The organism is Lentzea indica (assembly GCF_012184385.1).
GTDB lineage: Bacteria > Actinomycetota > Actinomycetes > Mycobacteriales > Pseudonocardiaceae > Lentzea > Lentzea indica.
In genome coordinates this window covers 1-20191 of sequence record NZ_VSRL01000048.1, presented here as the reverse complement: position 1 = coordinate 20191, position 20191 = coordinate 1, and the positions used below count along the sequence as shown (strand labels likewise).

At 67.1% G+C, this 20191-nt stretch carries 21 protein-coding genes; 5 read left to right on the top strand and 16 right to left on the bottom strand.

Annotated features, from left to right (window positions below):
* Window positions 1-8: 8 nt before the first annotated feature.
* From FXN61_RS15995 to FXN61_RS15940, 12 genes are all read right to left on the bottom strand, one after another.
* Window positions 9-983 carry an ABC transporter permease gene (locus FXN61_RS15995; protein WP_167974690.1) on the bottom strand — a complete coding sequence of 325 codons (975 nt, stop codon included), beginning with the start codon at window positions 981-983 and terminating at the stop codon, window positions 9-11.
* Window positions 976-1905 (bottom strand): ABC transporter permease, encoded by a 930-nt coding sequence (locus tag FXN61_RS15990; protein ID WP_167974688.1) that lies wholly within the window; start codon window positions 1903-1905, stop codon window positions 976-978. Before FXN61_RS15990 ends, FXN61_RS15995 begins: the two co-directional genes overlap by 8 nt.
* A gap of 133 nt (window positions 1906-2038) precedes the next feature.
* On the bottom strand, window positions 2039-3667 hold the full coding sequence (locus FXN61_RS15985; RefSeq protein WP_167974686.1) for a peptide ABC transporter substrate-binding protein: 1629 nt from the start codon (window positions 3665-3667) through the stop codon (window positions 2039-2041).
* Window positions 3668-3843: 176 nt separating this feature from the next.
* Entirely contained in the window at window positions 3844-4785 is a 942-nt protein-coding gene (locus FXN61_RS15980; RefSeq protein ID WP_167974736.1) for a Ppx/GppA phosphatase family protein, read from the bottom strand.
* An 8-nt stretch (window positions 4786-4793) separates the two neighbouring features.
* Window positions 4794-5354 carry a GNAT family N-acetyltransferase gene (locus FXN61_RS15975; protein ID WP_167974684.1) on the bottom strand — a complete coding sequence of 187 codons (561 nt, stop codon included), beginning with the start codon at window positions 5352-5354 and terminating at the stop codon, window positions 4794-4796.
* Entirely contained in the window at window positions 5341-5901 is a 561-nt protein-coding gene (locus tag FXN61_RS15970) for a GNAT family N-acetyltransferase (protein WP_167974682.1), read from the bottom strand. Before FXN61_RS15970 ends, FXN61_RS15975 begins: the two co-directional genes overlap by 14 nt.
* A gap of 108 nt (window positions 5902-6009) precedes the next feature.
* Entirely contained in the window at window positions 6010-6840 is an 831-nt protein-coding gene (locus FXN61_RS15965) for a helix-turn-helix domain-containing protein (RefSeq protein ID WP_167974679.1), read from the bottom strand.
* Window positions 6841-6942: 102 nt separating this feature from the next.
* Window positions 6943-8265 (bottom strand): lysozyme family protein, encoded by a 1323-nt coding sequence (locus FXN61_RS15960; RefSeq protein WP_167974677.1) that lies wholly within the window; start codon window positions 8263-8265, stop codon window positions 6943-6945.
* Between the two features lie 146 nt (window positions 8266-8411).
* A complete protein-coding gene (locus tag FXN61_RS15955; RefSeq protein ID WP_167974675.1) occupies window positions 8412-8912 on the bottom strand; it encodes a DUF501 domain-containing protein in 501 nt (166 codons plus the stop codon).
* The gene (locus tag FXN61_RS15950; protein WP_167974673.1) at window positions 8888-9253 is read right to left on the bottom strand and encodes an FtsB family cell division protein; all 366 of its coding nucleotides are present in this window, start codon (window positions 9251-9253) and stop codon (window positions 8888-8890) included. The genes FXN61_RS15955 and FXN61_RS15950 overlap by 25 nt, the downstream gene beginning before the upstream one ends.
* A gap of 140 nt (window positions 9254-9393) precedes the next feature.
* Window positions 9394-10680, bottom strand: a complete 1287-nt coding sequence (gene eno / locus FXN61_RS15945) for a phosphopyruvate hydratase (protein WP_167974671.1) — start codon at window positions 10678-10680, stop codon at window positions 9394-9396.
* Window positions 10681-10721: 41 nt separating this feature from the next.
* Entirely contained in the window at window positions 10722-11945 is a 1224-nt protein-coding gene (locus FXN61_RS15940) for a cytochrome P450 (RefSeq protein WP_167974669.1), read from the bottom strand.
* A 16-nt stretch (window positions 11946-11961) separates the two neighbouring features.
* Between FXN61_RS15940 and FXN61_RS15935 the strand changes: the two genes are divergently transcribed.
* Window positions 11962-12663 carry an alpha/beta fold hydrolase gene (locus FXN61_RS15935; RefSeq protein WP_312877773.1) on the top strand — a complete coding sequence of 234 codons (702 nt, stop codon included), beginning with the start codon at window positions 11962-11964 and terminating at the stop codon, window positions 12661-12663.
* Here FXN61_RS15935 and FXN61_RS15930 read toward each other — a convergent pair.
* The 4 genes from FXN61_RS15930 to FXN61_RS15915 are packed head-to-tail and all read right to left on the bottom strand — an operon-like array spanning window position 12648 to window position 16268.
* The gene (locus FXN61_RS15930) at window positions 12648-13388 is read right to left on the bottom strand and encodes an SDR family NAD(P)-dependent oxidoreductase (RefSeq protein WP_167974666.1); all 741 of its coding nucleotides are present in this window, start codon (window positions 13386-13388) and stop codon (window positions 12648-12650) included. The genes FXN61_RS15935 and FXN61_RS15930 overlap by 16 nt on opposite strands.
* A gap of 58 nt (window positions 13389-13446) precedes the next feature.
* Window positions 13447-14187, bottom strand: coding sequence for an SDR family NAD(P)-dependent oxidoreductase (locus FXN61_RS15925; protein ID WP_167974664.1), 741 nt, complete (start codon window positions 14185-14187; stop codon window positions 13447-13449).
* A gap of 50 nt (window positions 14188-14237) precedes the next feature.
* Window positions 14238-15776, bottom strand: a complete 1539-nt coding sequence (locus tag FXN61_RS15920) for an AfsR/SARP family transcriptional regulator (protein WP_223165460.1) — start codon at window positions 15774-15776, stop codon at window positions 14238-14240.
* Between the two features lie 42 nt (window positions 15777-15818).
* Window positions 15819-16268 carry an Lrp/AsnC family transcriptional regulator gene (locus FXN61_RS15915; RefSeq protein WP_167974660.1) on the bottom strand — a complete coding sequence of 150 codons (450 nt, stop codon included), beginning with the start codon at window positions 16266-16268 and terminating at the stop codon, window positions 15819-15821.
* A gap of 50 nt (window positions 16269-16318) precedes the next feature.
* On the opposite strand from FXN61_RS15915, the gene FXN61_RS15910 reads away from it, so the two are divergent.
* The 4 genes from FXN61_RS15910 to FXN61_RS15895 all read left to right on the top strand — a co-directional run bounded on the left by FXN61_RS15910 (window position 16319) and on the right by FXN61_RS15895 (window position 19789).
* The gene (locus FXN61_RS15910) at window positions 16319-17458 is read left to right on the top strand and encodes a MalY/PatB family protein (RefSeq protein WP_167974658.1); all 1140 of its coding nucleotides are present in this window, start codon (window positions 16319-16321) and stop codon (window positions 17456-17458) included.
* Window positions 17459-17486: 28 nt separating this feature from the next.
* Window positions 17487-18380 carry a DMT family transporter gene (locus FXN61_RS15905; RefSeq protein ID WP_312877772.1) on the top strand — a complete coding sequence of 298 codons (894 nt, stop codon included), beginning with the start codon at window positions 17487-17489 and terminating at the stop codon, window positions 18378-18380.
* A gap of 10 nt (window positions 18381-18390) precedes the next feature.
* Entirely contained in the window at window positions 18391-18762 is a 372-nt protein-coding gene (locus FXN61_RS15900; RefSeq protein ID WP_167974656.1) for a tetratricopeptide repeat protein, read from the top strand.
* Window positions 18763-18982: 220 nt separating this feature from the next.
* Entirely contained in the window at window positions 18983-19789 is an 807-nt protein-coding gene (locus tag FXN61_RS15895) for a lysozyme family protein (RefSeq protein ID WP_312877770.1), read from the top strand.
* The last annotated feature ends 402 nt before the right edge of the window (window positions 19790-20191 follow it).

Here is a 20191-nt window from a genome sequence, read left to right as displayed (position 1 = left end):
GATCTCCCCTATCGGGACTTGGGGTCGAGTGCGTCGCGCACGGCGTCGCCGAGCATGACGAAGGCAAGCACGGTGACGGTCACGAAGCCCGCGGGGAACAGCAGCATGTGCGGTGCCGACTGGAAGTAGTCACGGGACTCCGAGATCATCACGCCCCACGACACGACCGGCGGACGCAGGCCGATGCCGAGGAACGCCAGCGTCGCCTCGGCACCGATGAAGGCACCCAGGGCGATCGTGGCGTAGACGAGCACCGGGGCGACCGTGTTGGGCAGCAGGTGCCGGAACACGATCCGCAGCGGAGAGGCACCGAGGCCACGCGCGGCCCGCACGTAGTCCTGCTGCTTCGCCACCAAAGTCGCGGAACGCATGATGCGCATCGCCACCGGCCACGACAGCACGGCGATCGAGAGCACCACCTGCGTGATGATCCGGACCTGACCGGGGTTCTCGGTCGGCGCGTTGAGCGTGGTCAGGATGACGATCGCACCGAGCACGAACGGCACGCCGGCGAAGATGTCGCTGAACCGCGACAGCAGGCTGTCGATCCACGTCTTCGCGTAGCCGGCGATGATGCCGATGATCGAGCCGATCAGCACGGTCAGCAGCGTCGCGAACAACCCGACCAGCAGCGACGCGCGAGCGCCGTGCATGGCGCGGGCGTAGACGTCGTAGCCCTGCAGGTCGTAGCCGAACCACGCGTCACCGGACGGCGCGGCGAGCGACTTGTCGAGGTTGGCGTGACGCGGGTCGACTGACGTGAACAGCGTCGGCCAGACCGCGATGAGAACGATGACCGCGATGATCACCAGCGAGATGATGAACGTGGGCTTGGTGCGCAGTTCGCCCCACGCGTCGCTCCAGAGCGAGCGGGGCTTGCGCTGCTTCTGCGACGAGTCGTCGAGGTGGCTGGCCTGGTCGACGCCGGCCGCTGCGGACGCCTCGAGTCCGGCTCCACCGGACACGGATCCTGGGTCACTCATAGCGAATCCTCGGGTCGAGAACGGCGTACAGGAGGTCGACGATCAGGCTCATCAGCAGGTACACGAGCACCAGCAGTGTCACGATGCCCGTGACCATGACGCCTTCCTTCTCCTGGATGCCGCGGAAGATCAGGCCGCCGATGCCGTTGATGTTGAACACGCCCTCGGTGACGATCGCTCCACCCATGAGGCTACCGAGGTCGGTGCCGAGGAACGTGATCACCGGGATCAGCGAGTTGCGCAGCAGGTGGACGCCGACGACGCGGGTCTGCGGCTGTCCCTTGGCGATCGCGGTGCGCACGTAGTCCGCGCGACGGTTCTCCACGATGCTCGAGCGACTCAGCCGGGCCACGTAGGCCATGGAGAGGCTGCCGAGCACGAAGCCGGGCAGGATCAGCTCTCCGAACGACGGATCCGTGCCAACCGAGGTGTCCATGATGTCGAAGCCCTGCGGGCCGAGGTAGAGCCGCAGCACGAAACCGGTGACGAACACCGGCAGCGAGATCAGGAACAGGGTCGAGACCAGGACCAGGTTGTCCAGGAAGCCCTGCTTGCGCAGACCGGTCAGCACACCGGCGGTGATGCCGATGATCGCCTCGATGATCAGCGCGATGATGCCCATCTTCAGCGTGATGGGCCACGACGTGGCGATCTGCTCGCCGACGGAGACGCCGTTGAACGTGGTGCCGAAGTCACCGGTCAGCAGACTGCCGAGGTACTTGAAGTACTGGATCAGCAGCGGGTCGTTGAGGTTGAGCTTCGCGCTCATCTCCGCGATGTAGGACGGATCGCACGGCCGCTGACCGCACTTGCCGGCGAACGGGTCCTGCGGGATCGCCCACACGAGGGCGTAGATCAGAAAGGTGGTCCCCAGGAAGACCGGTATCAGCTGCAGCAGACGGCGCAGCACATAGCGACCCATGAGGTCGGCTCCTTGCGTGGTGGGGGGCGCCTGAGCCTGAGCCCGAACACCCCTCCGGCCCCGCGTCCGTAACGCTTGGCGGACGCGAGGCCGGAAAGGTTACTGCTCAGTGATCAGACGTGTGCTTCTGCTGTCAGCTCTTCGCCTTGACGCGGAACGCCGCGAGCTCGGCGTCACGCGTGAAGGTCAGCTTGGCGGCGAGGAGGTTCTTCGACCGCGCGCCGATGCCCTTCTCGTTCCAGGTCGGGATGGACGGCATGTCCTTCGCGATCTGGTCCTCCGCCTGCTGGTACAGCTTGATGGCCTCGTCCTGGTTGGCGGTGCCGTCGGCCTTCTCCAGCAGCTGGTCGACGATCGGGCTCGAGTAGTTCGAGTCGTTCGACGAACCGCCGGTGCGGTACAGCGGGTTGAGGAAGTTCTCGATCGACGGGTAGTCGGCAGACCAGTCGGAACGGCTCATGCCGGTCAGCTGCTTGCCGTCGACGATCTGGCGGAACGCACCGAAGTTGGTGGCACCGACGAACTCGCACTCAACACCCAGCGCCTGCTTGATGCTGTTGCACGCCGCCTCGAGCGGCTCCTTGCGGCCACCGTCCTGGTTGGACTGGATGGTCAGCTTGCCGGTGAAGCCGGACTCCTTGAAGAGCTGCTTGGCCTTCTCCGGGTTGTACGTGCAGTACTCGCCGCAGATGCCCTTGCGGTAGCCCTTGATGCCGGGCGAGACCCAGCCGTCGGACGGCACGTAGGAGCCGGCCAGCACGGTCTTGGTGATCTGCTCGCGGTTGATGGCCATCGAGACGGCCTGGCGGAGCTTCACGTTGTCCTTGAACGCCGGGATGTAGTACGGCAGAGCGATGGCGCTCTGGCCCAGCAGGTTCGCGTTCAGGACCTGGTCACCGAGGTCGGCCTTGTACTTCTCGCCGACCTTGGCCGACGGCGGCAGAGCCTCCATGAAGTCCAGCTTGCCCGCGACCAGGTCCTGGTACGCGGTCTCCTGGCTGGAGTAGATCTTCACGTCGAGGGTCTTGAAGTGGACCTTGTCCTCGAGCTTGTAGTCGTCGAAGCGCTCGAGCTTGATGAGCGCGTTCGGCGTGCGCGAGGCGAACTTCATCGGGCCGTTGCCGATCGGCTTGGCCTCGAACGCCTTCTGGTCCGCGAAGAACGCCTTCGGCAGCGGCGCGAACGGCTGGTAGCCCAGCATGATCGGGAAGACCGAGTTCGGCGCGCTCAGCGTGACCTCGAGCTCGGTCGGGCTGACGACCTTGAGGCCGGACATCTTGTCCTTGGCCGGCTTCGCGTTCTCGTCGGCGGGGTGCACGTCCTTGTAGCCCTCGATCGGCGACATGAACGAACCGGCCTGCTGAGCGTTCGGCGCGTACGCGGCGAAGTTCCAGGCGTCGACGAAGCTCTGCGCGTCGACGTCGGTGCCGTCGTGGAACTTCTGGCCCGGCTTCAGCTTGATCTTGTAGACCTTGGCGTCGCTCGAGTCGATCGACTCGGCGGCCAGGTTGTACGTGGCGCCGTCCTCAGCCTTGTAGCCGACCAGACGCGTGAACAGAGCGTCGGTGATCTTGCCGCCGCCTGCCTCGGTCGTGTTGGCCGGGAAGAGCGTGCTCTTGGGCTCGGTGCCGTAAATCGACACGGTGCCGTCCGCGTCTTCCTTGCCTTCGGTGGTGGATCCGCCCCCACCCCCGCCGCATGCGCTGAGCGTCATGGCCAGCGCGACTGGCAAGGCCACCCACGCAACCAGTGATCGCGACATCAGTCTCTCCCGCCTTTCCCCGGCGCCGCCGCAGTTATTGCGTGCGCACGCCTCCCCGGGAGGTCTCGTCCACCTCCCAAAACGTGAGAGGACGTTAACCGGGGTGTCCAGGAGTACGCGCACCGAAAGCGGTCACAAAGTCGTCACGATCACCTCAAGTCGACCTTAATTCGGCGCTAGACCAGCGAAAACGCGATGCCGTCGAGGATGTCGTGCTCACTGCACACGAGCGTGCGAATACCCGCGCGATTCGAGAGCTCCTCGGCAATCGCACGCAGTACCACCGCTCCACCGCAGATCACGTCCACTCGACCGGGGTGCATGGGTCCCAGCGAGGCACGTTCATCATGCGTCATGGAGAGGATACGGTCGGTGATTTCGTGAACATTGTCAAGTGTGATCCTGCTGAGGTGAATAACGTCGCTGTTGTACACCTCCAGCCCCTGGACCAGGGCTGACAACGTCGTAACGGTGCCGGCGACACCAATCCACGTCCGCGCTTTCTCGACGGGCACGACGTTGAACGCTTCTTTGACAGCTTCACGCGCAAACGCTTCCGCCGCGGCGATCTCGTCCTTCTTCGGCGGGTCCGAGTGGATGAACCGCTCGGTCAGCCGCACACACCCGATGTCCATCGACCGCGCGGCCTCGACCTCCGTGCCGCTGCCGAGGACGAACTCGGTCGAACCTCCACCCAGATCGGTGACGAGGAAGGGTCCCTCGTCCGGGTCAAGATCGGCCACCGCGCCGAGGTAGGACAGCCCCGCCTCCTCGTCGCCGGTGATCACCTCCGCGGGCGCGCCGAGGATCTGCTCGGTCATGCCGAAGAAGTCATCGCGGTTGCTCGCGTCCCGCGTCGCGCTCGTCGCGACCATCCGTGCGCGTTCGACACCTTTGCGCTGCATCGTGCGCGCGTAGTCGAGAAGGGCCTGTTTGGTGCGCTCGATCGCGTCGGGGTGCAGCCGCCCTGTCGCGTCAACGCCCTGCCCGAGCCGGACGATCTGCATCTCGCGGTGCACGTCCCGCAGCCAGGCGGTGCCGTCGTCGCGCTTCGTCACATCGGCCACCAGGAGCCGGATCGAGTTGGTCCCGCAGTCGATGGCCGCAACCCGCGACATGATCACCCCTACTTCAGCTTCCGGTACTCGTCGGCAAGCATGGCGTAGACGAAAACGCCCCTCCATTCGCCCTTGAAGATCTCGCACTCCTTGAAGTGCGCTTCGCGGCAGAGGCCAAGGCGTTCCATGAGCCGCCACGACGGCTCGTTGCGCGAATCACACGTCGCCTGGACCCTGTGCAGCCCGAGGCCATCGAAGCCCAGGTCCAGCAGCACGGCGGCCGCCTCGCGCGCGTAGCCCTTGCCCTGGAAGTCCGGGTGAAAGACGTAGCCGATCTCGGCCTGGCGGTGTTCCTGGCTGTGCCACGTGAGACCGACCTCGCCGACGACCCGGTCCGCTTCCGGCAGCACCACCGCGAGGACCAGCTCCTGGCCCTCGTCCGTGAGCTCGCACTGGTCGACCTGCTTGGCGAGGCGCTCGGCGGCATCGACCCGGTCGGAGGGCTCGCTGTAGAGATAGCGGTTGACCTCAGGCAGCTTCCGGTAGGCGAGGACGTCGTCGAGGTCGGTCGTCTCGAACGGGCGCAGCAGCAGGCGGACGGTCTTGATCGGGTAGTCAGGACGCAGCACGCTCGTACTCCTCGTCGAGCAGGCCGTACACGAACAGGTCGCCCCACTCGCCCTTAAAGATCTCGTTCTGCCTGAAGTGGGCTTCCCTGCGCATGCCTAGGCGTTCCATCAGCCCCCACGACGGCTCGTTGCGCGGGTCGCACTGGGCGATGATCCGGTGGAGCTTCAGATCCTCGAACCCGATCTTCAGCATCGCCTCCGCGGCTTCCCTCGCGAGCCCCCTGCCCTGGAACTCCGGGTTGAAGACGTACCCGATCTCGCCCTGGCGGTCCTTCTCGCTGATCCACTTGAGGACGACGTCGCCGATGACCCGGCCGGCCTCCGGGAACTCGACGGCGAGGACGAGCCACTGGCCTTCCTCGGTCAGTTCGCCCATGGTCAGGCTCTTCTTGAGGCGCTCCTCCGAGTCCTCGGGGGTGGCGGGTTCGCCGTAGAGGTAGCGGCAGACCTCGGGGTTGGAGCGGTAGGTGTGCAGGTCGTCGAGGTCGCTGGGCTCGAAGGGACGGAGGATCAGGCGGTTCGTCTTCAGCGGGTAGTCAGGGCGCACGCCCTCACAATGCCAAGGAACGCCGTCTGCGCCTCACGATTTATGACGACTCACGGAGCCTTCACGAGGTGGAGAAACGCCGACCACGCCTGCACGCGGCACCGCCTCTCAGAACTCGATGCTGCTGATCAGCTTCTTCGACTCGTCAACATCCAAGGCCTGCTTGTCGAGGACCGTCACCACATCGTCGTAGTCGCTCAAACTCTCCTTGTCTTCGAGGAACAGGCCGGTCCGCAGGGACTCGATCCAGACCGCCGACCCGAACTTCGCGTAGTCCAGCTTCACGAACGACCCCGCCGCGCCCGCGTGCGCGCCGATCGCCCTCGGCACGACCCGGACGGTGATGCACGGGCGCACCATCATCGTCAAGAGGTGAAGCAGCTGCGCCTGCATCACCTCTGGGCCGCCGACCGGCAGCCGGAGAGCGTTCTCGTGCACGTAGAAGATGAACTCCCGGCTTCGGTGGAAGATCGCCTGCCGGCTGAGCTTCAGCAGGATCAGGCCGTCGACGTCTTCGGGCTTGATGATCGACGAGCTGTCCATCAGGACGCGGATGTAAGCGGCGATCTGGAACAGGCCCGGCACGTAGGTCAGGGACCAGGTAGTGATCTTGTTGGCGAGTCGTTCCTGCTCGATCAGGCTCTGCAGTGGCAGCAGGGCGCCGCCCTCGATGAACTGCAGGTAGCCCTTCTCTCGTGATTCCCTGAAGAGCGACACAAGGCGGCTCACCTCATTGCGGTCCACTCGGCAGTAGGCAAGCAGCTCCCGCAGTTCGATTTCGTTGACGCCGCCCTTGCCCTGCACCAGATCGGAGATCTTGGCCTCCTGCCAGTCGAGCAGCTCGGCCAGCTTTCGTTGTGTGAGGCCGCTCTGCTCGATGGCGTACCGCACGCCATTGCCGAACTCCCGGCCCACCACGCTTGAGTTGCGCTTCGGCATGGAAACGAAGCTAGGAGACGGGAACCCTTTCGCTCCAACGTTTCTGCCCGAATCGCCCCGAACGAAGTACGACTTGGAATCGTTCCAACGCGACACGCCGTACTAGCTCGGCGTGCTCGTTACCAAGCTTTGCGATGTCGGCTGCGCCGAGCTGCTGCCCGCACTGCTGCTGGTGTTGTTCGTCGACGACAGCGAAGTCCCGGAAGAGGACTGCGAGGTCCCGGAGGAGGACTGCGCGGGCGGGTTCGACGACGTCTGCGCCGGCGGGTTCGACGACGAGGACGAAGACGACGAAGAAGAAGGCGGCGTCGAGGACGAGGACGACGGCGGGCACGACGTCGACGGGGTCGACGAAGGCGGGGTGGACGACGACGAAGACGGCGTCGAGGAAGAGGACGACGGCGGCGTCGGGCAGTTCGGCGTCGACGAGGAAGGCGGCGTCGAGGACGACGGAGTGGTCGACGGCGAGGACGACGGAGTGGTGCCGTTGTTGCCGCCGGGGTCCGGGCCTGGGATGCCGGGGTTGTTCGGCGCCGGGTTCTGCTGGTTGTTGCCGTTGTCCGGCAGCAGCGGAAGCGCGTTGACGTTGTCGCTGTACTCCTTGGCCCACTTGAGGACCGTCTGGACGTACGTCGTCGAGTTGTTGTAGCGGAAGACGGCAGCGGCGCGGTCTGCCTGCTTGGTCATGTCGCCACCGCCAGCGCAGAGGTAGCGGCCGGCGCCCAGGGCGGCGTCGTAGACGTTGTTCGGGTTGACGTTGCCGTCGTCGTTGCCGTCGCCGCCGAAGCCCGCCCACGTGCCGGGGATGAACTGCATCGGGCCGACGGCGCGGTCCCAGGCGGTGTCGCCGTCGAGGCGTCCGCCGTCGGTGTCGCGGATGGCGGCCATGCCGGGAGCGCCGTTGAGGACCGGGCCGAGGATCTTCGGGGTGGCGTCGCCGACGGCGTTGACGCGGCCGTTGTTCGCGTGGTTCGACTCGACCTTGCCGATGCCGGCGAGCAGGGCCCAGTCGAGCTTGCAGCCGGGTACGAGCTGGGCCATCTTGTCCTCGGCGCGGAGGTAGGCCTCGAAGACGACGCCGGGGATGTCGTAGGTGCCGGGGAAGTCGTCGATCACGCCGGGGTCGTTGTCGAGGTTGTCGATGTCGCCGTCCTGGAGGTCGGCGAGCAGTGCGGCGCTCAGCTCCTCGGACAGCGGCAGGCGGCCGGACGCGCCGAGCTCGGCAGGGTCGAGGCGCAGGGCTCCGTAGACGTCGGCGGGGCCGAGGGCGACAGCGATGTCATCGTGCTTCGAGAGGTTGACCCAGTCGATCAGTTTGGTGCCGACGATCATGGCAGGCGCAAGCATCGCAGCCAGCGCGGCGACGGCGAACCCCTTTTGCCTGGGGGTCAGCGCCGCGGGACCGCGCAGTTTGGCCATTGCCACGAATTCTCACCTCTCGTGCGTCATCGCGGCGCGCCGTCCAACAGTTACGGCGGACGCCCCCATCGGTGACCTGTTCCACCCTGCCCCACTCCTGAGACTAGGTGTACCCAAGACGGAGTGAAGCGTGCGTTCGGTTCCGTTGACTGTTAACTTGCGCAGTCTCCCGCGGGCCAGAGCTCCTGTTCCTTCAAGATCGCCAGGGCTTCGTCCCCCATGGGATTGACCCCGGAGCCCTTCGCGAGGGCGTGCGCAACGTGCACGTGAAGGCACTTGACCCTGGTCGGCATACCGCCCGCGGTGACCTGGGTGCCCAGCGACTCGATGGCGTCCCTCTCCGCGAGGTACGACTCGTGCGCGCGCAGGTAGGCGGCGGCGAGCTCCTCGTCCTCCGCCAGCTGGTCGGTCTGCTCCTTCATCAGCCCGCCGCTCTCCAGCGTGCTGACCAGGGAGTTCAGCTTCGGGCAGGTCAGGTAGTACAGCGTCGGGAACGGTGTCCCATCAGGCAGCCGCGGGTCCGTCTGCACGACGTTCGGGTGCCCGCTGGGGCACCGCGAGGCGATCGCACGTGTTCCGCGCGGCGTGCGGCCGAGCTGCTGAGCGACCGTTTCCAGGTCAGCAGCACTTACTTGTGCGTCACCGATTCCCACAGTTCCTCGTACCAAGACCTTTGTGCCGCGGGCTTGCCCGACGGCCTCTCCGATTCAGTGTTGCGGCTCTCGTCGCCCGGCAGTTGAACGATGTAGGGCACCTCGCCCGGCCGCACCCAGTGCAGCCGCTTGCGCGCCTCGATCTCCACGTACGCCGGGTCGTTCAACTGCGACTTGCGCTGTTCCAGCGCACTGACCTGCTCGCGCAGCTTCTGTTGCTCGGCGCCCACGTCACGCAGCTCGTCGCGCTGCGAGAGGTAGGTCCGCAACGGGACCGCGATGCTCAACGCCAGTGCGCACAGCACCATCGCGAACATCGCGGCCCGCCGCGTACCGGTCATGCCGAACGCGCCACCCGTGCCGTCACTCCGACGCGATGGCGCCTTCGGACGGGGTGGCTTCCGAGCGCGCGCAGGCCGCGCCTCCCGCTCTTCGCGGGGGCGGCGGGGACGACGCGCGCGCTCGGCCATACCTCAGCTTCTCAGCTCTCCGGCGTGTAGCGCGGGAACGCGAGCTCACCGGCGTAGCGTGCCGCGTCGCCGAGGCTCTCCTCGATGCGCAGCAACTGGTTGTACTTCGCGGTGCGCTCGCCACGGGCAGGGGCACCGGTCTTGATCTGGCCGGCACCGGTCGCGACGGCGAGGTCGGCGATGGTCGTGTCCTCGGTCTCGCCGGAACGGTGCGACATCATCGACTTGTAGCCGTAGGAGGTGGCCAGCGAGACCGCGTCGAGCGTCTCGGACAGCGTGCCGATCTGGTTGACCTTCACCAGCAGCGCGTTGGCGGCGCGGCGGGAGATGCCCTCCTCCAGGCGCTCCGGGTTCGTGACGAACAGGTCGTCGCCGACGATCTGGACCTTCTCGCCCAGCTCGGCGGTCATCTGCACCCAGCCGTCCCAGTCGTCCTCGGACAGCGGGTCCTCGATGGACACCAGCGGGTAGTCGCGGACCAGCTCGGAGTAGTAGCCGATCATCTGCTCGGCGCTGCGCTTGCTCTTCTCGAACGTGTAGGCGCCATCGGAGTAGAACTCGGTGGCGGCCACGTCGAGCGCGAGCGCGACGTCGCGACCGGCACGGTAGCCCGCCTTCTCGATGGCCTCGAGGATGAGGTCGAGCGCGTCGCGGTTGCTGGACAGCGACGGCGCGAAGCCACCCTCGTCGCCCAGGCCGGTCGCCAGGCCCTTGCTCTTCAGCACGGACTTGAGCGCGTGGTAGACCTCAGTGCCCCAGCGCAGACCCTCGCGGAACGTCTCCGCGCCGATCGGCGCGATCATGAACTCCTGGATGTCCACGTCGGTGTCGGCGTGCGCGCCACCGTTGAGGATGTTCAGCATCGGCACCGGCAGCACGTGCGCGTTCGGGCCACCCACGTAACGGAACAGCTCGAGACCGCTGCTCGTCGCCGCGGCCTTCGCGACCGCGAGGGACACACCGAGGATCGCGTTCGCACCCAGACGCGACTTGTCCGGCGTGCCGTCCAGGTCGACGAGCTTCTGGTCGACGACGCGCTGCTCGACGGCCTCGATGCCGACCAGCTCAGGGCCGATCTCGTCGAGCACAGCGGTGACCGCGCGCTCGACGCCCTTGCCCAGGTACCGCTTGGCGTCGCCGTCCCGCAGCTCCACTGCCTCGTGCTCACCGGTCGAGGCACCCGACGGAACGGCCGCACGCTCCAGCGTGCCGTCGTCCAGCGCCACCTCGACCTCGACGGTGGGGTTGCCGCGCGAGTCCAGGATCTCGCGTGCTCCGACCTGCTCGATGACCGCCACTTGCGCTCCCTGTTTCTCCTGCGTCTCGTCTCGCGACGAGCCTACTTGGGCCAGCTGACAGGCAGATGCTTGACACCGTTCTGGAAGTTCGACCGCAGCCTGTCGACGCTGCCATCCAACTGAATCGTGCCAGAAAGGTCCAGGACCGCCTCGAAGATCGCGCGCATCTGGGTCCTGGCCAGCTGCGCCCCGAGGCAGAAGTGCGGCCCGTGCCCGAAGCTCAGATGATCGGCTTCCCGCCGCCCCACATCGAACTTGCCCGGTTCTGTGAAAACGAGCTCATCCCGGTTGGCGGACGAGAACCAGACGACGACCTTGTCCCCCGCCTTGATCGGCTGCCCCGAGAGCTCGGTGTCCTGGACGGCCGTGCGACGGAAGTGCATCACCGGCGTCCACCACCGCAGCATCTCCTCGACCGCCGACCCGAGCAACGAACGATCAGCACGCAAGCGCTCGTACTGATCAGGATGTTCGAGCAGCGCGATCATGCCGCCGGGGATGCCGTTGCGCAGAGTTTCGTTGCCTGCCACGGAGAACAGCCAGAAGAGGTTCTCGAACTCCTCCAGCGAGATGTCCTCCTGCATGAGGTTGCTCAACACATCATCAGACGGGTGCGCACGCTTGTACGAGCCCAACGCGTGCGCATAGGCGTAGAGGTCGGGCATGCCGTCGCGTGCGCGCGGGTCGCGGCCGTCGTCAGGACGAAGCTCCAACGCCGCCAGGGCCATGTCCGTCATGCCGGCGGTGGAGCTGGACGACAGCGCGTACTCCGAGTCCTGGAAGCCGATCACGCGGTTGCTCCAGTCGTAGAGCAACGCGCGATCCTGGCGAGGCACACCGAAGACGTCGGCCAACGTCAGCAGCGGCAGGTCGGCAATGTCGACAGCGAAGTCGCCAGACGGGTTCGCGATGATCTCGCAGGCGTTCGAGCGGATGCCGTCTTCCAGACGAGCCACTGCGCGAGGCGTGAACGCCCTGGTCAGCATGCGCCTCAGCCGTGAGTGCTCAGGCGGGTCCTGGTTGAGCATCATGCGTTGGACGTACTTCAGGTCCTCGGGCCGCGGGTCACGGATCTGCGTGGCGCCGCGGTGGGACGAGAACACGCCGGGCGAACGCAACACGGTCCGGACGTCGTCGTGGCGGAAGACTGCCCAGAAGTCGTCGATGCGCACGACGTTCTTTTCGCGCAGCCGGGTGAGTGCGTCGTACGGGACACCAGAGGTATACGTGTCCGGGTCGACGATCAGCTCGGCATCGGTCCGCATAGAACGGGATTCTGACGTGCTTCATGTCGAACGTGGTGGAAACGGGCCGCTGCTGGTGCTGCTGCACGGACTGGGCGCGACCGGCGAGGTGTGGAAGGACGTCGTCGGCGACTGGCACGGCAGCTGGCTGGTGCCGGACCTGCCTGGTCACGGACGCTCCACCCCGATCGACCGCTACTCGTTCGGATCGTTCGCATCAGCCATCGCGAACGTCATCCCGCGTGAACCGGTCACGATCATCGGGCACTCACTGGGCGGTGTGGTCGGACTGGCGCTCGCGAGCGGCTGGTTCGGCGTCGACGTCACCACGTGCGTCGGAGTGGGGATCAAGGTCCAGTGGACCGACGAGGAGCTGGAGAAGGCCGCTTCGCTCGCAGCCCGTCCGAACAAGGTCTTCGCGACGAAGGAAGAAGCCGTCGAACGGGCGTCCAAGATGGCTGGGGTGCCGCTGGAGCACGGTGTGTCCGAAGTGGACGGCGGCTGGACGACGGCCCTGGACATGAAGGCGTTCGGCGTTGGCAGGCCGGACATGCCCGGCCTGATCATGGCGTCGAAAGCCCGGACAGTGCTCGCGGCGGGTGAGAACGACCCGATGAGCCCCCAGGAGCACCTGAAGGAGCTGGTGCCCGAGCCGGTGGCGTTCCCCGGCGCGGGCCACAACGTGCACGTCGAGTCGCCCTCGTCCGTCCTCACCCTGCTGGCTCAGGTCGCGACGTAACCGCCGTCGGCGTTGAGCACCGCGCCGGTGATGTAGCTGGACTTGTCCGAGGCCAGGAACAGCACGGCCTCGGCGATCTCCTCCGGCTCACCGGCGCGGGCGAGCGGCGTCTTGTTGCTGAACTCGTCGAACATCTCACCCACGGTGTTGACGGCCATCTCGGTGCGGATCGGGCCTGGCGCCACGGAGTTGACGCGAACGCCCGCGGCGCCGAACTCGACGGCCCACGAGCGGGTCAGCGCGTCCATCGCGGCCTTGGTGGCGTTGTAGACGGAGCCGATGGGGGTTCCGACCACCGCGGCGACCGAGGAGACGTTGACGATCGTGCCCTTGCCCTTGGTGACCATCGCCGGTGCGAGCGCCGCGGTGAGAAAGTAGGTGCCGCGGACGTTGACGTCGAACACCTGCTGGTAGCTGTCGAGGGACTGCTCGGGGGTCGTCGAGAACGGGAAGATGCCCGCGTTGTTCACGAGCACGTCGACCTCGCCGACCTCCTGGGCCAGCTTGCGCACGTCGTCGATGTTCGCGACGTCGGCCACGATGAAGTGGCCCGTGCCGCCGGCCTTCTCGATGAGCTCGACGGTCTCCTTGCCGAGTTCGGCGCGGCGGCCGCTCACGTAGACGGTGGCACCCGCCTCGGCGAGCTTGACCGCGATGGAGCGGCCGATGCCCGAGGTGGCGCCGGTGACGAGTGCCTTCTTGCCTGCGAGTTCCTTGGTTGACATGTCTACCAAGGTGCCGACGCCGGATCATTTCGACATAAATTCCGGATATACGGCCAGGTCAGGTCGCGATGGCGCCACCGTCGGCCGTCACGACCGATCCGGTGAGGAAGCTGGATCGCGGCGAGGCCAGGAACAATACGGCTTCCGCGATCTCCTCCGGCTCGCCGGCGCGGCCGAGCGGCGTCGGTGCCGCGATCTGCGCGATGACGTCACCACCCAGGTTCTCCTCGACCTTCTCGGTGCGGGTGAGGCCGGGCGCGACGGAGTTGACCCTGATGCCGTGACCGCCGAACTCCACCGCCCAGCTCAACGTCAACGCGTCCAGCGCGGCCTTCGACGCACCGTAGACCGACATGATCGGCGTGCCCGTGCGAGCGGTGACCGACGAGACGTTGACGATGCTGCCGCTGCCCTTCGCGATCATCTTCGGCAGCAACGCGGCGGTGAGGAAGTACGGCCCGCGCACGTTGACGTCGAAGACCCGCTCGTAGGTCTCGACGTCCTGTTCGAGGGTCGGCCCGAACGGGTAGATGCCCGCGTTGTTGACCAGCACGTCGATCTCGCCGGCCTCCTCGGCGAGCCTGCGCACGTCGGTGAGGTCACCGAGGTCGGCGACGAAGTAGTGCGCCTCACCGCCGATGCTCTCGACCGCCTTGACCGTCTCCTTGCCGAGATCGGCGCGCCGACCGGTGACGACGACCGTCGCGCCCGCCTCGGCCAGCTTCACCGCCACCGCCCTGCCGATGCCGGACGTCGCGCCGGTGACGAGTGCTCGTTGTCCGTTCAGTTCCCCTGTCATGGCGCAGACGGTTCCCGCGGCTCCTCATCAGCCCGTCAATGCGGAGTGAATCAGCTGGTCAGCGCGGGTGCGCGCCAGCCGAAGTAGAGTCGCACCAACTGCGGCAGCCGGTACCGGCCGAGCACCATCGGCTCGATCAGGTGCACGTCGGCCAGCGACTCCAGCACGTACTCGATCGCCCCGGCCTCGGTGCCGGACATCTCCGCCGCTTCGCACAGGTCGATCACGTCCGAGTCCCTGCGAGCGAAGCACTGCAGCAGGTGCAGTTCCGCGTCGCTGAGCTGCTGCTCCGCCTTGACCATCGGCGCCAGCACGGCCCGGCAGTCGGACGGGACGGCGTCGCCGAGCCGCGTCTTCCGTTCCATCTGGGCCAGCAGCATCGCGATGGTCCAGTTCGGGCGAGCGGCGAGCTTGCCGCCGACGACGCGGATCGCGTTCGGCAGGTGCGACAGGCGCGACAGCACCTCCGCCGCCTGTTCCGGCTCGGCTTCGATCCACCGCGAGCCGACGATCTTGCGGAAGAACTCGTGCGCCTCCTGCTCGGTGAGCCCGCCGGCCTTGACCCAGGTCACGCCGGGCAGCTCGTTCAACCTGCGCACGCTCGTGAGGATCATCGCCGAGCCCGGCGTCGCGAGCTCTCGCACGGACGCCGCGTCCTGGACGTCGTCGATGATGATCAGGAACCGCTTGCCGCGCGCCTTCTCCCGCCACAGCGCGGCTTTGTCGCCCGTCGGGTTCTCCACGCCGACAGCACGCAGCAGTTCATTCGCGACATCCCTGGAACGAACGAAGATCTGGCCGTCCTTGAAGCGGTGCTTCGTGAGATGCCCGATGCGAGTGGCCAGCGTGGTCTTGCCGCTGCCGTGCATGCCGGTGATGCCGACCGTGCCTGGCAACGTCTGGAGCGCCTGCGCGATCTCCTGGACGCGGCCGGTGAAGTCGGCGATGTCCGGTGGCAGCTGATCCGGCCGGCGAGGCGGATGGAGATCGCCCTTCAGGATCTCCGCGTGCACTTTGCGCAGGTCGGGTCCTGGCTCCAGGCCGAGTTCGTCGTTGAGCAGAGCACGTGCCTGGCGGAACTGGTCCAGCGCCTCGGCCTGCCTGCCCTCGCGATAGAGCGCGTACATCAGCAGGGCGCGTGGCCGTTCACGGAGTGGGTAGGCGGCAACGTGTTTCTGGAGTTCGAGGGTGTCGAGCTCACGTTCCAGCCAGTCCTCACGGGCCTTGAGCCTGTGCTCGCCGAGCCGCACGCGCTGCGCCTCGAAGTACGCGCCTTGGAGGCCCTCCAAGGGCTCGCCACGGCAGTCGTCGATGATCTCGGCCCTGACCGTGTACCCGCCGTCCTTCGACTTCAGGTTCAGTTCGGGGAGGGTTTTGCGGATCTTGTACATGTACGTCCGCAACGCCATGACCGCGCTCGGCGTCGGATCGTCCCAGACCATGCCGATCAGCTGGTCGTTGCTCAGCCGGACACCGTTGTTCAGCAGCAACGCCGCCAGCACCGCCCGCTGCTGACGCGGGCCCAGGTCGATCTCCTCGTCATCTCGCCAGGCTCGTACCGGACCCATCAGTGAGAAGCGCAGGCTCATGGAACATCACAACGCCCGCAGGCATTCCCCGCTTCCCGCACCTCACGGATTGGCAGGCAACGGCCGTGGCTCGATCACCTGCTTCATGACGATCGTGGACGTCAGACCGCGCACGCCGGGAAGCTTCGCCAGCGTCTCCTCGTACAGGCGCTGGTAGGAGGCGAGATCCGCGGTGACCACCCGCAGCAGGTAGTCGGGGCTGCCGAACAGGCGCTGGGCCTCCACCACGTTCGGCACGTCCGCCAGCGCGCGGTCGAAGTCGTCCATGGACTCCAGCCGCAGCTTGGCGAAGACCAGTGCCTCGAAACCGAACCCGATGGCGGCGGCGTCCACGACGGCCCGGTAGCCGCGGATCACCCCTGCTCGTTCCAGCTCGCGCAGCCGTCGCTGGCAGCGGGAGATGCTCAGCTGGACCTTCTCGGCCAGGTCGGTGACGGTGAGCCGGCCGTCCGCCTGCATCTCAGCAAGAATCTTGCGGTCTATGGCGTCCATGAGCAAAGAACGCAAACACCTTGCGGCCGAGTTCCCCTAGCTTTTGCTGCATGAACCCGTTACGTCAGCTCTCCCTGGATCAGCTGAGGCAACGCACCAGCATGAAGTGGCGGTACTACCCCGAGGACGTGCTGCCGGTGTGGGTGGCCGAGATGGACGTGCCGCTCGCGGAACCGGTCGCGCGGGCGATCACCGAGGCGGTGGCGCTCGGCGACACCGGCTATCCCGCCGGAACCGCCTACGCCGAAGCGCTCGCCGAGTTCGCGAGCAAGCGCTGGGGCTGGGAGCCGGCCGTGGAACGCACCGCGATCGTTCCCGACGTGATGCTGGGCGTCGTCGAGATGCTCCGGCTGGTCTCCCACCGGGACGCTCCCGTCGTCGTCAACTGCCCGGTGTACCCGCCCTTCTACCAGTTCATCGAGTCACTGGGACGGCCCGTCGTCGAAGCGCCGCTGGACGAAGCCTGGCGGATCGACTTCGCCGTGCTGGAGGACGCGTTCGTGCGTGCCGGCGAGGGTTCGGTCTATCTGCTGTGCAGCCCGCACAACCCGACGGGCACGGTCCACACCACCGCCGAGCTCACGGAGGTCGCCGCGTTGGCGCGCAAGCACGGCGTGCGCGTGGTGGCGGACGAGATCCACGCGCCGATCATGGCCGCGGGCGTGTCGTTCGTGCCGTACCTCAGCGTTGCGGACGACGGGCTGTCATTGATGTCGTCCTCCAAGGCCTGGAACCTGGCCGGGCTCAAAGCCGCGCTCGCGATCGCCGGTCCTCAGGCCGCAGAGGACCTCGCGCGGCTGCCGGAAGAGGTGAGCCACGGGCCGAGCCACGTCGGGATCCTCGCCCACACCGCGGCGTTGCGGGACGGCGGCGACTGGCTGGACGCCCTGCTGTCCGGGCTGGACGACAACCGGCGGCTGCTCGCCGACCTGCTGGCCGAACACCTCCCCGCCGTCCGCTACACACCGGGTCAGGGCACCTACCTCGCCTGGCTGGACTGCCGCGAGCTCGGCCTCGGCGACGACCCAGCCAAGGTCTTCCTGCAACGAGGCCGGGTCGCGTTGAACTCGGGGATCCCCTTCGGCACCGGCGGCAAGGGGTTCGTGCGGATGAACCTGGCGACCTCGCCCGAGATCATCACCGAGGCGGTCGGGCGAATGGCCGCCGCGTGGAACGAAACCTCGTCCTGAGCTGGGCTGACTGGTAGTCCTGGAGACCGTGCGGATCAAACCCGGTTTCGCGGCCGTGACGGTGCTGGTCTGGGCGTCCGGCTATCCGGTGGGCGCCCTCGCCGTCGCCGTGGCGCCGCCGTTCCTGATGACCACGATCCGCTTCGCCATCGCCGCCGCCCTGATGGCGCTCGTGGCGCTGGTGACGAGCGCGAGCTGGCCGCGTGGCTGGCCGCTCGTGCACACGTGCGTCGCGGGGCTGCTCGTGCAGGCGTGTCAGTTCTCCGGCGTGTACCTCGGGCTGCGGATGGGCGTACCCGCGTCGGTCACGGCGCTGGTCATTTCGTGCACGCCGGTGCTCACAGCGGTTGTGGCCGCCCAGGTGTTCCGTGTCCGAATTGGACTGAGGCAGGTTTTCGGGCTGGCACTCGGCATCGCCGCCGTGCTGGCGGCGTTGTGGGATCGGCTGGGGTCGTTCGGGTCCGGTGCGGTGTTCACGGTGCTGGGCATGCTCGGGTTCGTGGCGGGTGGCGTCTACCAGCAGAGGTTCTGCCGCGACACCGACTTCCGCAGCGGCAACGCGGTGCAGCACGCCGTGTCGGTGCCGGTGGTCGGCCTGCTGGCGCTGACGGAGAGCGCCGGGGTGACCGACTGGCGGCAGTTCTGGGCGACGATGGTGTTCCTGGTGCTGGTGAACTCGATGGGCGGGGCGTCGCTGTTCCTGGTCGGGGTGCGCAACGGCGGGGCGGCGGCGATGACCACGCTGTCCTCAGTGGTCCCGTCGGTGACGGCGTTGATCGCGTGGCCGTTGCTGGGGCAGGTGCCGACGGCGGGAGTCGTGGCCGGGCTGGTGCTCGGCTTCCTAGCGTGCTGGCTGGGGACTGCCACCCCTTCGAGTCCTGTCGCCCGGACGGCAGTCGAAGAACCGGCAGGTGGTAGGTAACGTTGATCGAATGACGGACGGCACCTTCGAAGCGTTCCGGAAGGCCGAGGCGTTGATGGCGCAGCGCAGGCCTCTCGACGCGCTACGTGAGCTGAAGCAGGTGCTGGCAGAGGCCGGGGAGGCGCCGTCGGTGCAGCTGCTGGCCGGGCGGGCCTATCTCGGGTCCGCGCAGCTCAACCGGGCGGAGGAAGCGTTCCGCAAGGTGCTGGACCTCGATCCGAGCGACCACTACGCGCGGTTCGCGCTCGGCAAGACGCTGCAGCGGCAGGGCCGGCTCACCGAGGCGCTCGCCCAGCTGCGGATGGCGGTCGCGATGAACCCGCTACCCGAGTACCAGGAAGCGCTAGGCGAGGTCAAAGCCCGCCTGGCCCTCGGAAACTGATCAGAACAGCACCACCCTCGTCCTTTGTGGACAATCCAGCGCCCCGGCACCCAGGTCGCCCTGCGGGGCAGCGAGGAAGATCATCAACTCGCGCACGCGACCCCGCGCCACTGTGGCGACACCGGCCGGACTCGTCACCCGCACGTCCAGCCGCCAGCAGTAGAGGGTTCTTCACATTTCCTACACTTGCTCCGCCCGCTGAGCACGTAGCCTGGGTCTCGTGGTCCCCCCGCCGCTGAAGGAACCCCCAGTCCGCCGCAACCGCTCAGGCAACATCTTCGGCCGCATCGTCCTGGTGCTGCTGCTGATAGTCGTAGTGGCCGCCGGCGCGTGGGGCCTGGGCGCCCTGAACCGCAAAGATGCCGCTCCCCTGGGCCCACCCCCGTTCCTGGTCCCCATCCAAGAGGTGGAACCAGGCGCCGCAGCCCCCGGCAACGCCGTGGTAGCAGGCGCGAACCCCCTGGAAGAGTGGGCAACCCGAGTGGCGTCGAAGACCGACATCCCCCTACGAGCCCTGCACGCCTACGCAGGCGCAGACCTGGCCATGCAGCGCGAAGCCCCCGCCTGCCGCATCTCGTGGTCCACCCTGGCGGGTATCGGCCGAGTGGAATCACGCCACGGCAACATCAACGGCTCCCGCCTCCAAGACAACGGCCTCCCATCCCGCCCGATCATCGGCATCCCCTTGGACGGCGGCCCCGGCGTACGCGCAATCCGCGACACCGACGGCGGCCGCCTGGACGGCGACACAACGTGGGACCGCGCAGTAGGCCCAATGCAGTTCATCCCAGGCACCTGGAACCGCTGGGCAAAACGCGCAGCCGGAGACGGCCTGCCCGCCGACCCGCAAAACATCGACGACGCCGCCCTGACGGCTGCGCGTTACCTGTGCGCAGGCGGAGCGCGGGACCTGGGCACCGGCCAGGGCTGGTGGGCGGCAGTGATGGCGTACAACAACTCCGTGGAGTACGGCCAGAGCGTGTTCAGCGGAGCAGACGCGTACGCAAGGGCAAGCGTGGCCCAGTAGGAGCAGCCCATCGGGCAAGTTGGGTGCAGTTACACGCCTGTTGATGTTGAGTTGGCGGTACTTGCAAACGCCAAACGACCACCCGCGACGCCGAAGGCCAGCGGCGACGGCGCAGCCGAGTCAACCCCAAGCGATGGCGCAGCCGAGCAGTCCTTCACACACAACGCGGGTGGGGTGGTCCCGTCACGAGTCGTGCCGATGCCTTTGCCTTCGAGTGCGACTCGTGACGGGACCACCCCACACCAACGCAACCCACCTACGCAGCCGCAAGCCGCCAAAAGCAACCGGCGTGCCATCAACCCGCGCGCGGCGCTGGACAGGTCTTTGATCAGATTGGCGGGGTCTGGGGCGGAGCCCCAGGGTTCCGGCAAAGTCGTGTTGGTGCTGGTCAGGGGTGGATTC

Coding starts and splice junctions, on each gene's coding strand:
- FXN61_RS15965 (WP_167974679.1), bottom strand. CDS start 6,840: ATGCCGAAGCGCAACTCAAGCGTGGTGGGCCGGGAGTTCGGCAATGGC.
- FXN61_RS15990 (WP_167974688.1), bottom strand. CDS start 1,905: ATGGGTCGCTATGTGCTGCGCCGTCTGCTGCAGCTGATACCGGTCTTC.
- FXN61_RS15925 (WP_167974664.1), bottom strand. CDS start 14,187: ATGACAGGGGAACTGAACGGACAACGAGCACTCGTCACCGGCGCGACG.
- FXN61_RS15910 (WP_167974658.1), top strand. CDS start 16,319: ATGAACCCGTTACGTCAGCTCTCCCTGGATCAGCTGAGGCAACGCACC.
- FXN61_RS15920 (WP_223165460.1), bottom strand. CDS start 15,776: ATGAGCCTGCGCTTCTCACTGATGGGTCCGGTACGAGCCTGGCGAGAT.
- FXN61_RS15980 (WP_167974736.1), bottom strand. CDS start 4,785: ATGTCGCGGGTTGCGGCCATCGACTGCGGGACCAACTCGATCCGGCTC.
- FXN61_RS15930 (WP_167974666.1), bottom strand. CDS start 13,388: ATGTCAACCAAGGAACTCGCAGGCAAGAAGGCACTCGTCACCGGCGCC.
- FXN61_RS15995 (WP_167974690.1), bottom strand. CDS start 983: ATGAGTGACCCAGGATCCGTGTCCGGTGGAGCCGGACTCGAGGCGTCC.
- FXN61_RS15985 (WP_167974686.1), bottom strand. CDS start 3,667: ATGTCGCGATCACTGGTTGCGTGGGTGGCCTTGCCAGTCGCGCTGGCC.
- FXN61_RS15915 (WP_167974660.1), bottom strand. CDS start 16,268: ATGGACGCCATAGACCGCAAGATTCTTGCTGAGATGCAGGCGGACGGC.
- FXN61_RS15950 (WP_167974673.1), bottom strand. CDS start 9,253: ATGACCGGTACGCGGCGGGCCGCGATGTTCGCGATGGTGCTGTGCGCA.
- FXN61_RS15940 (WP_167974669.1), bottom strand. CDS start 11,945: ATGCGGACCGATGCCGAGCTGATCGTCGACCCGGACACGTATACCTCT.
- FXN61_RS15900 (WP_167974656.1), top strand. CDS start 18,391: ATGACGGACGGCACCTTCGAAGCGTTCCGGAAGGCCGAGGCGTTGATG.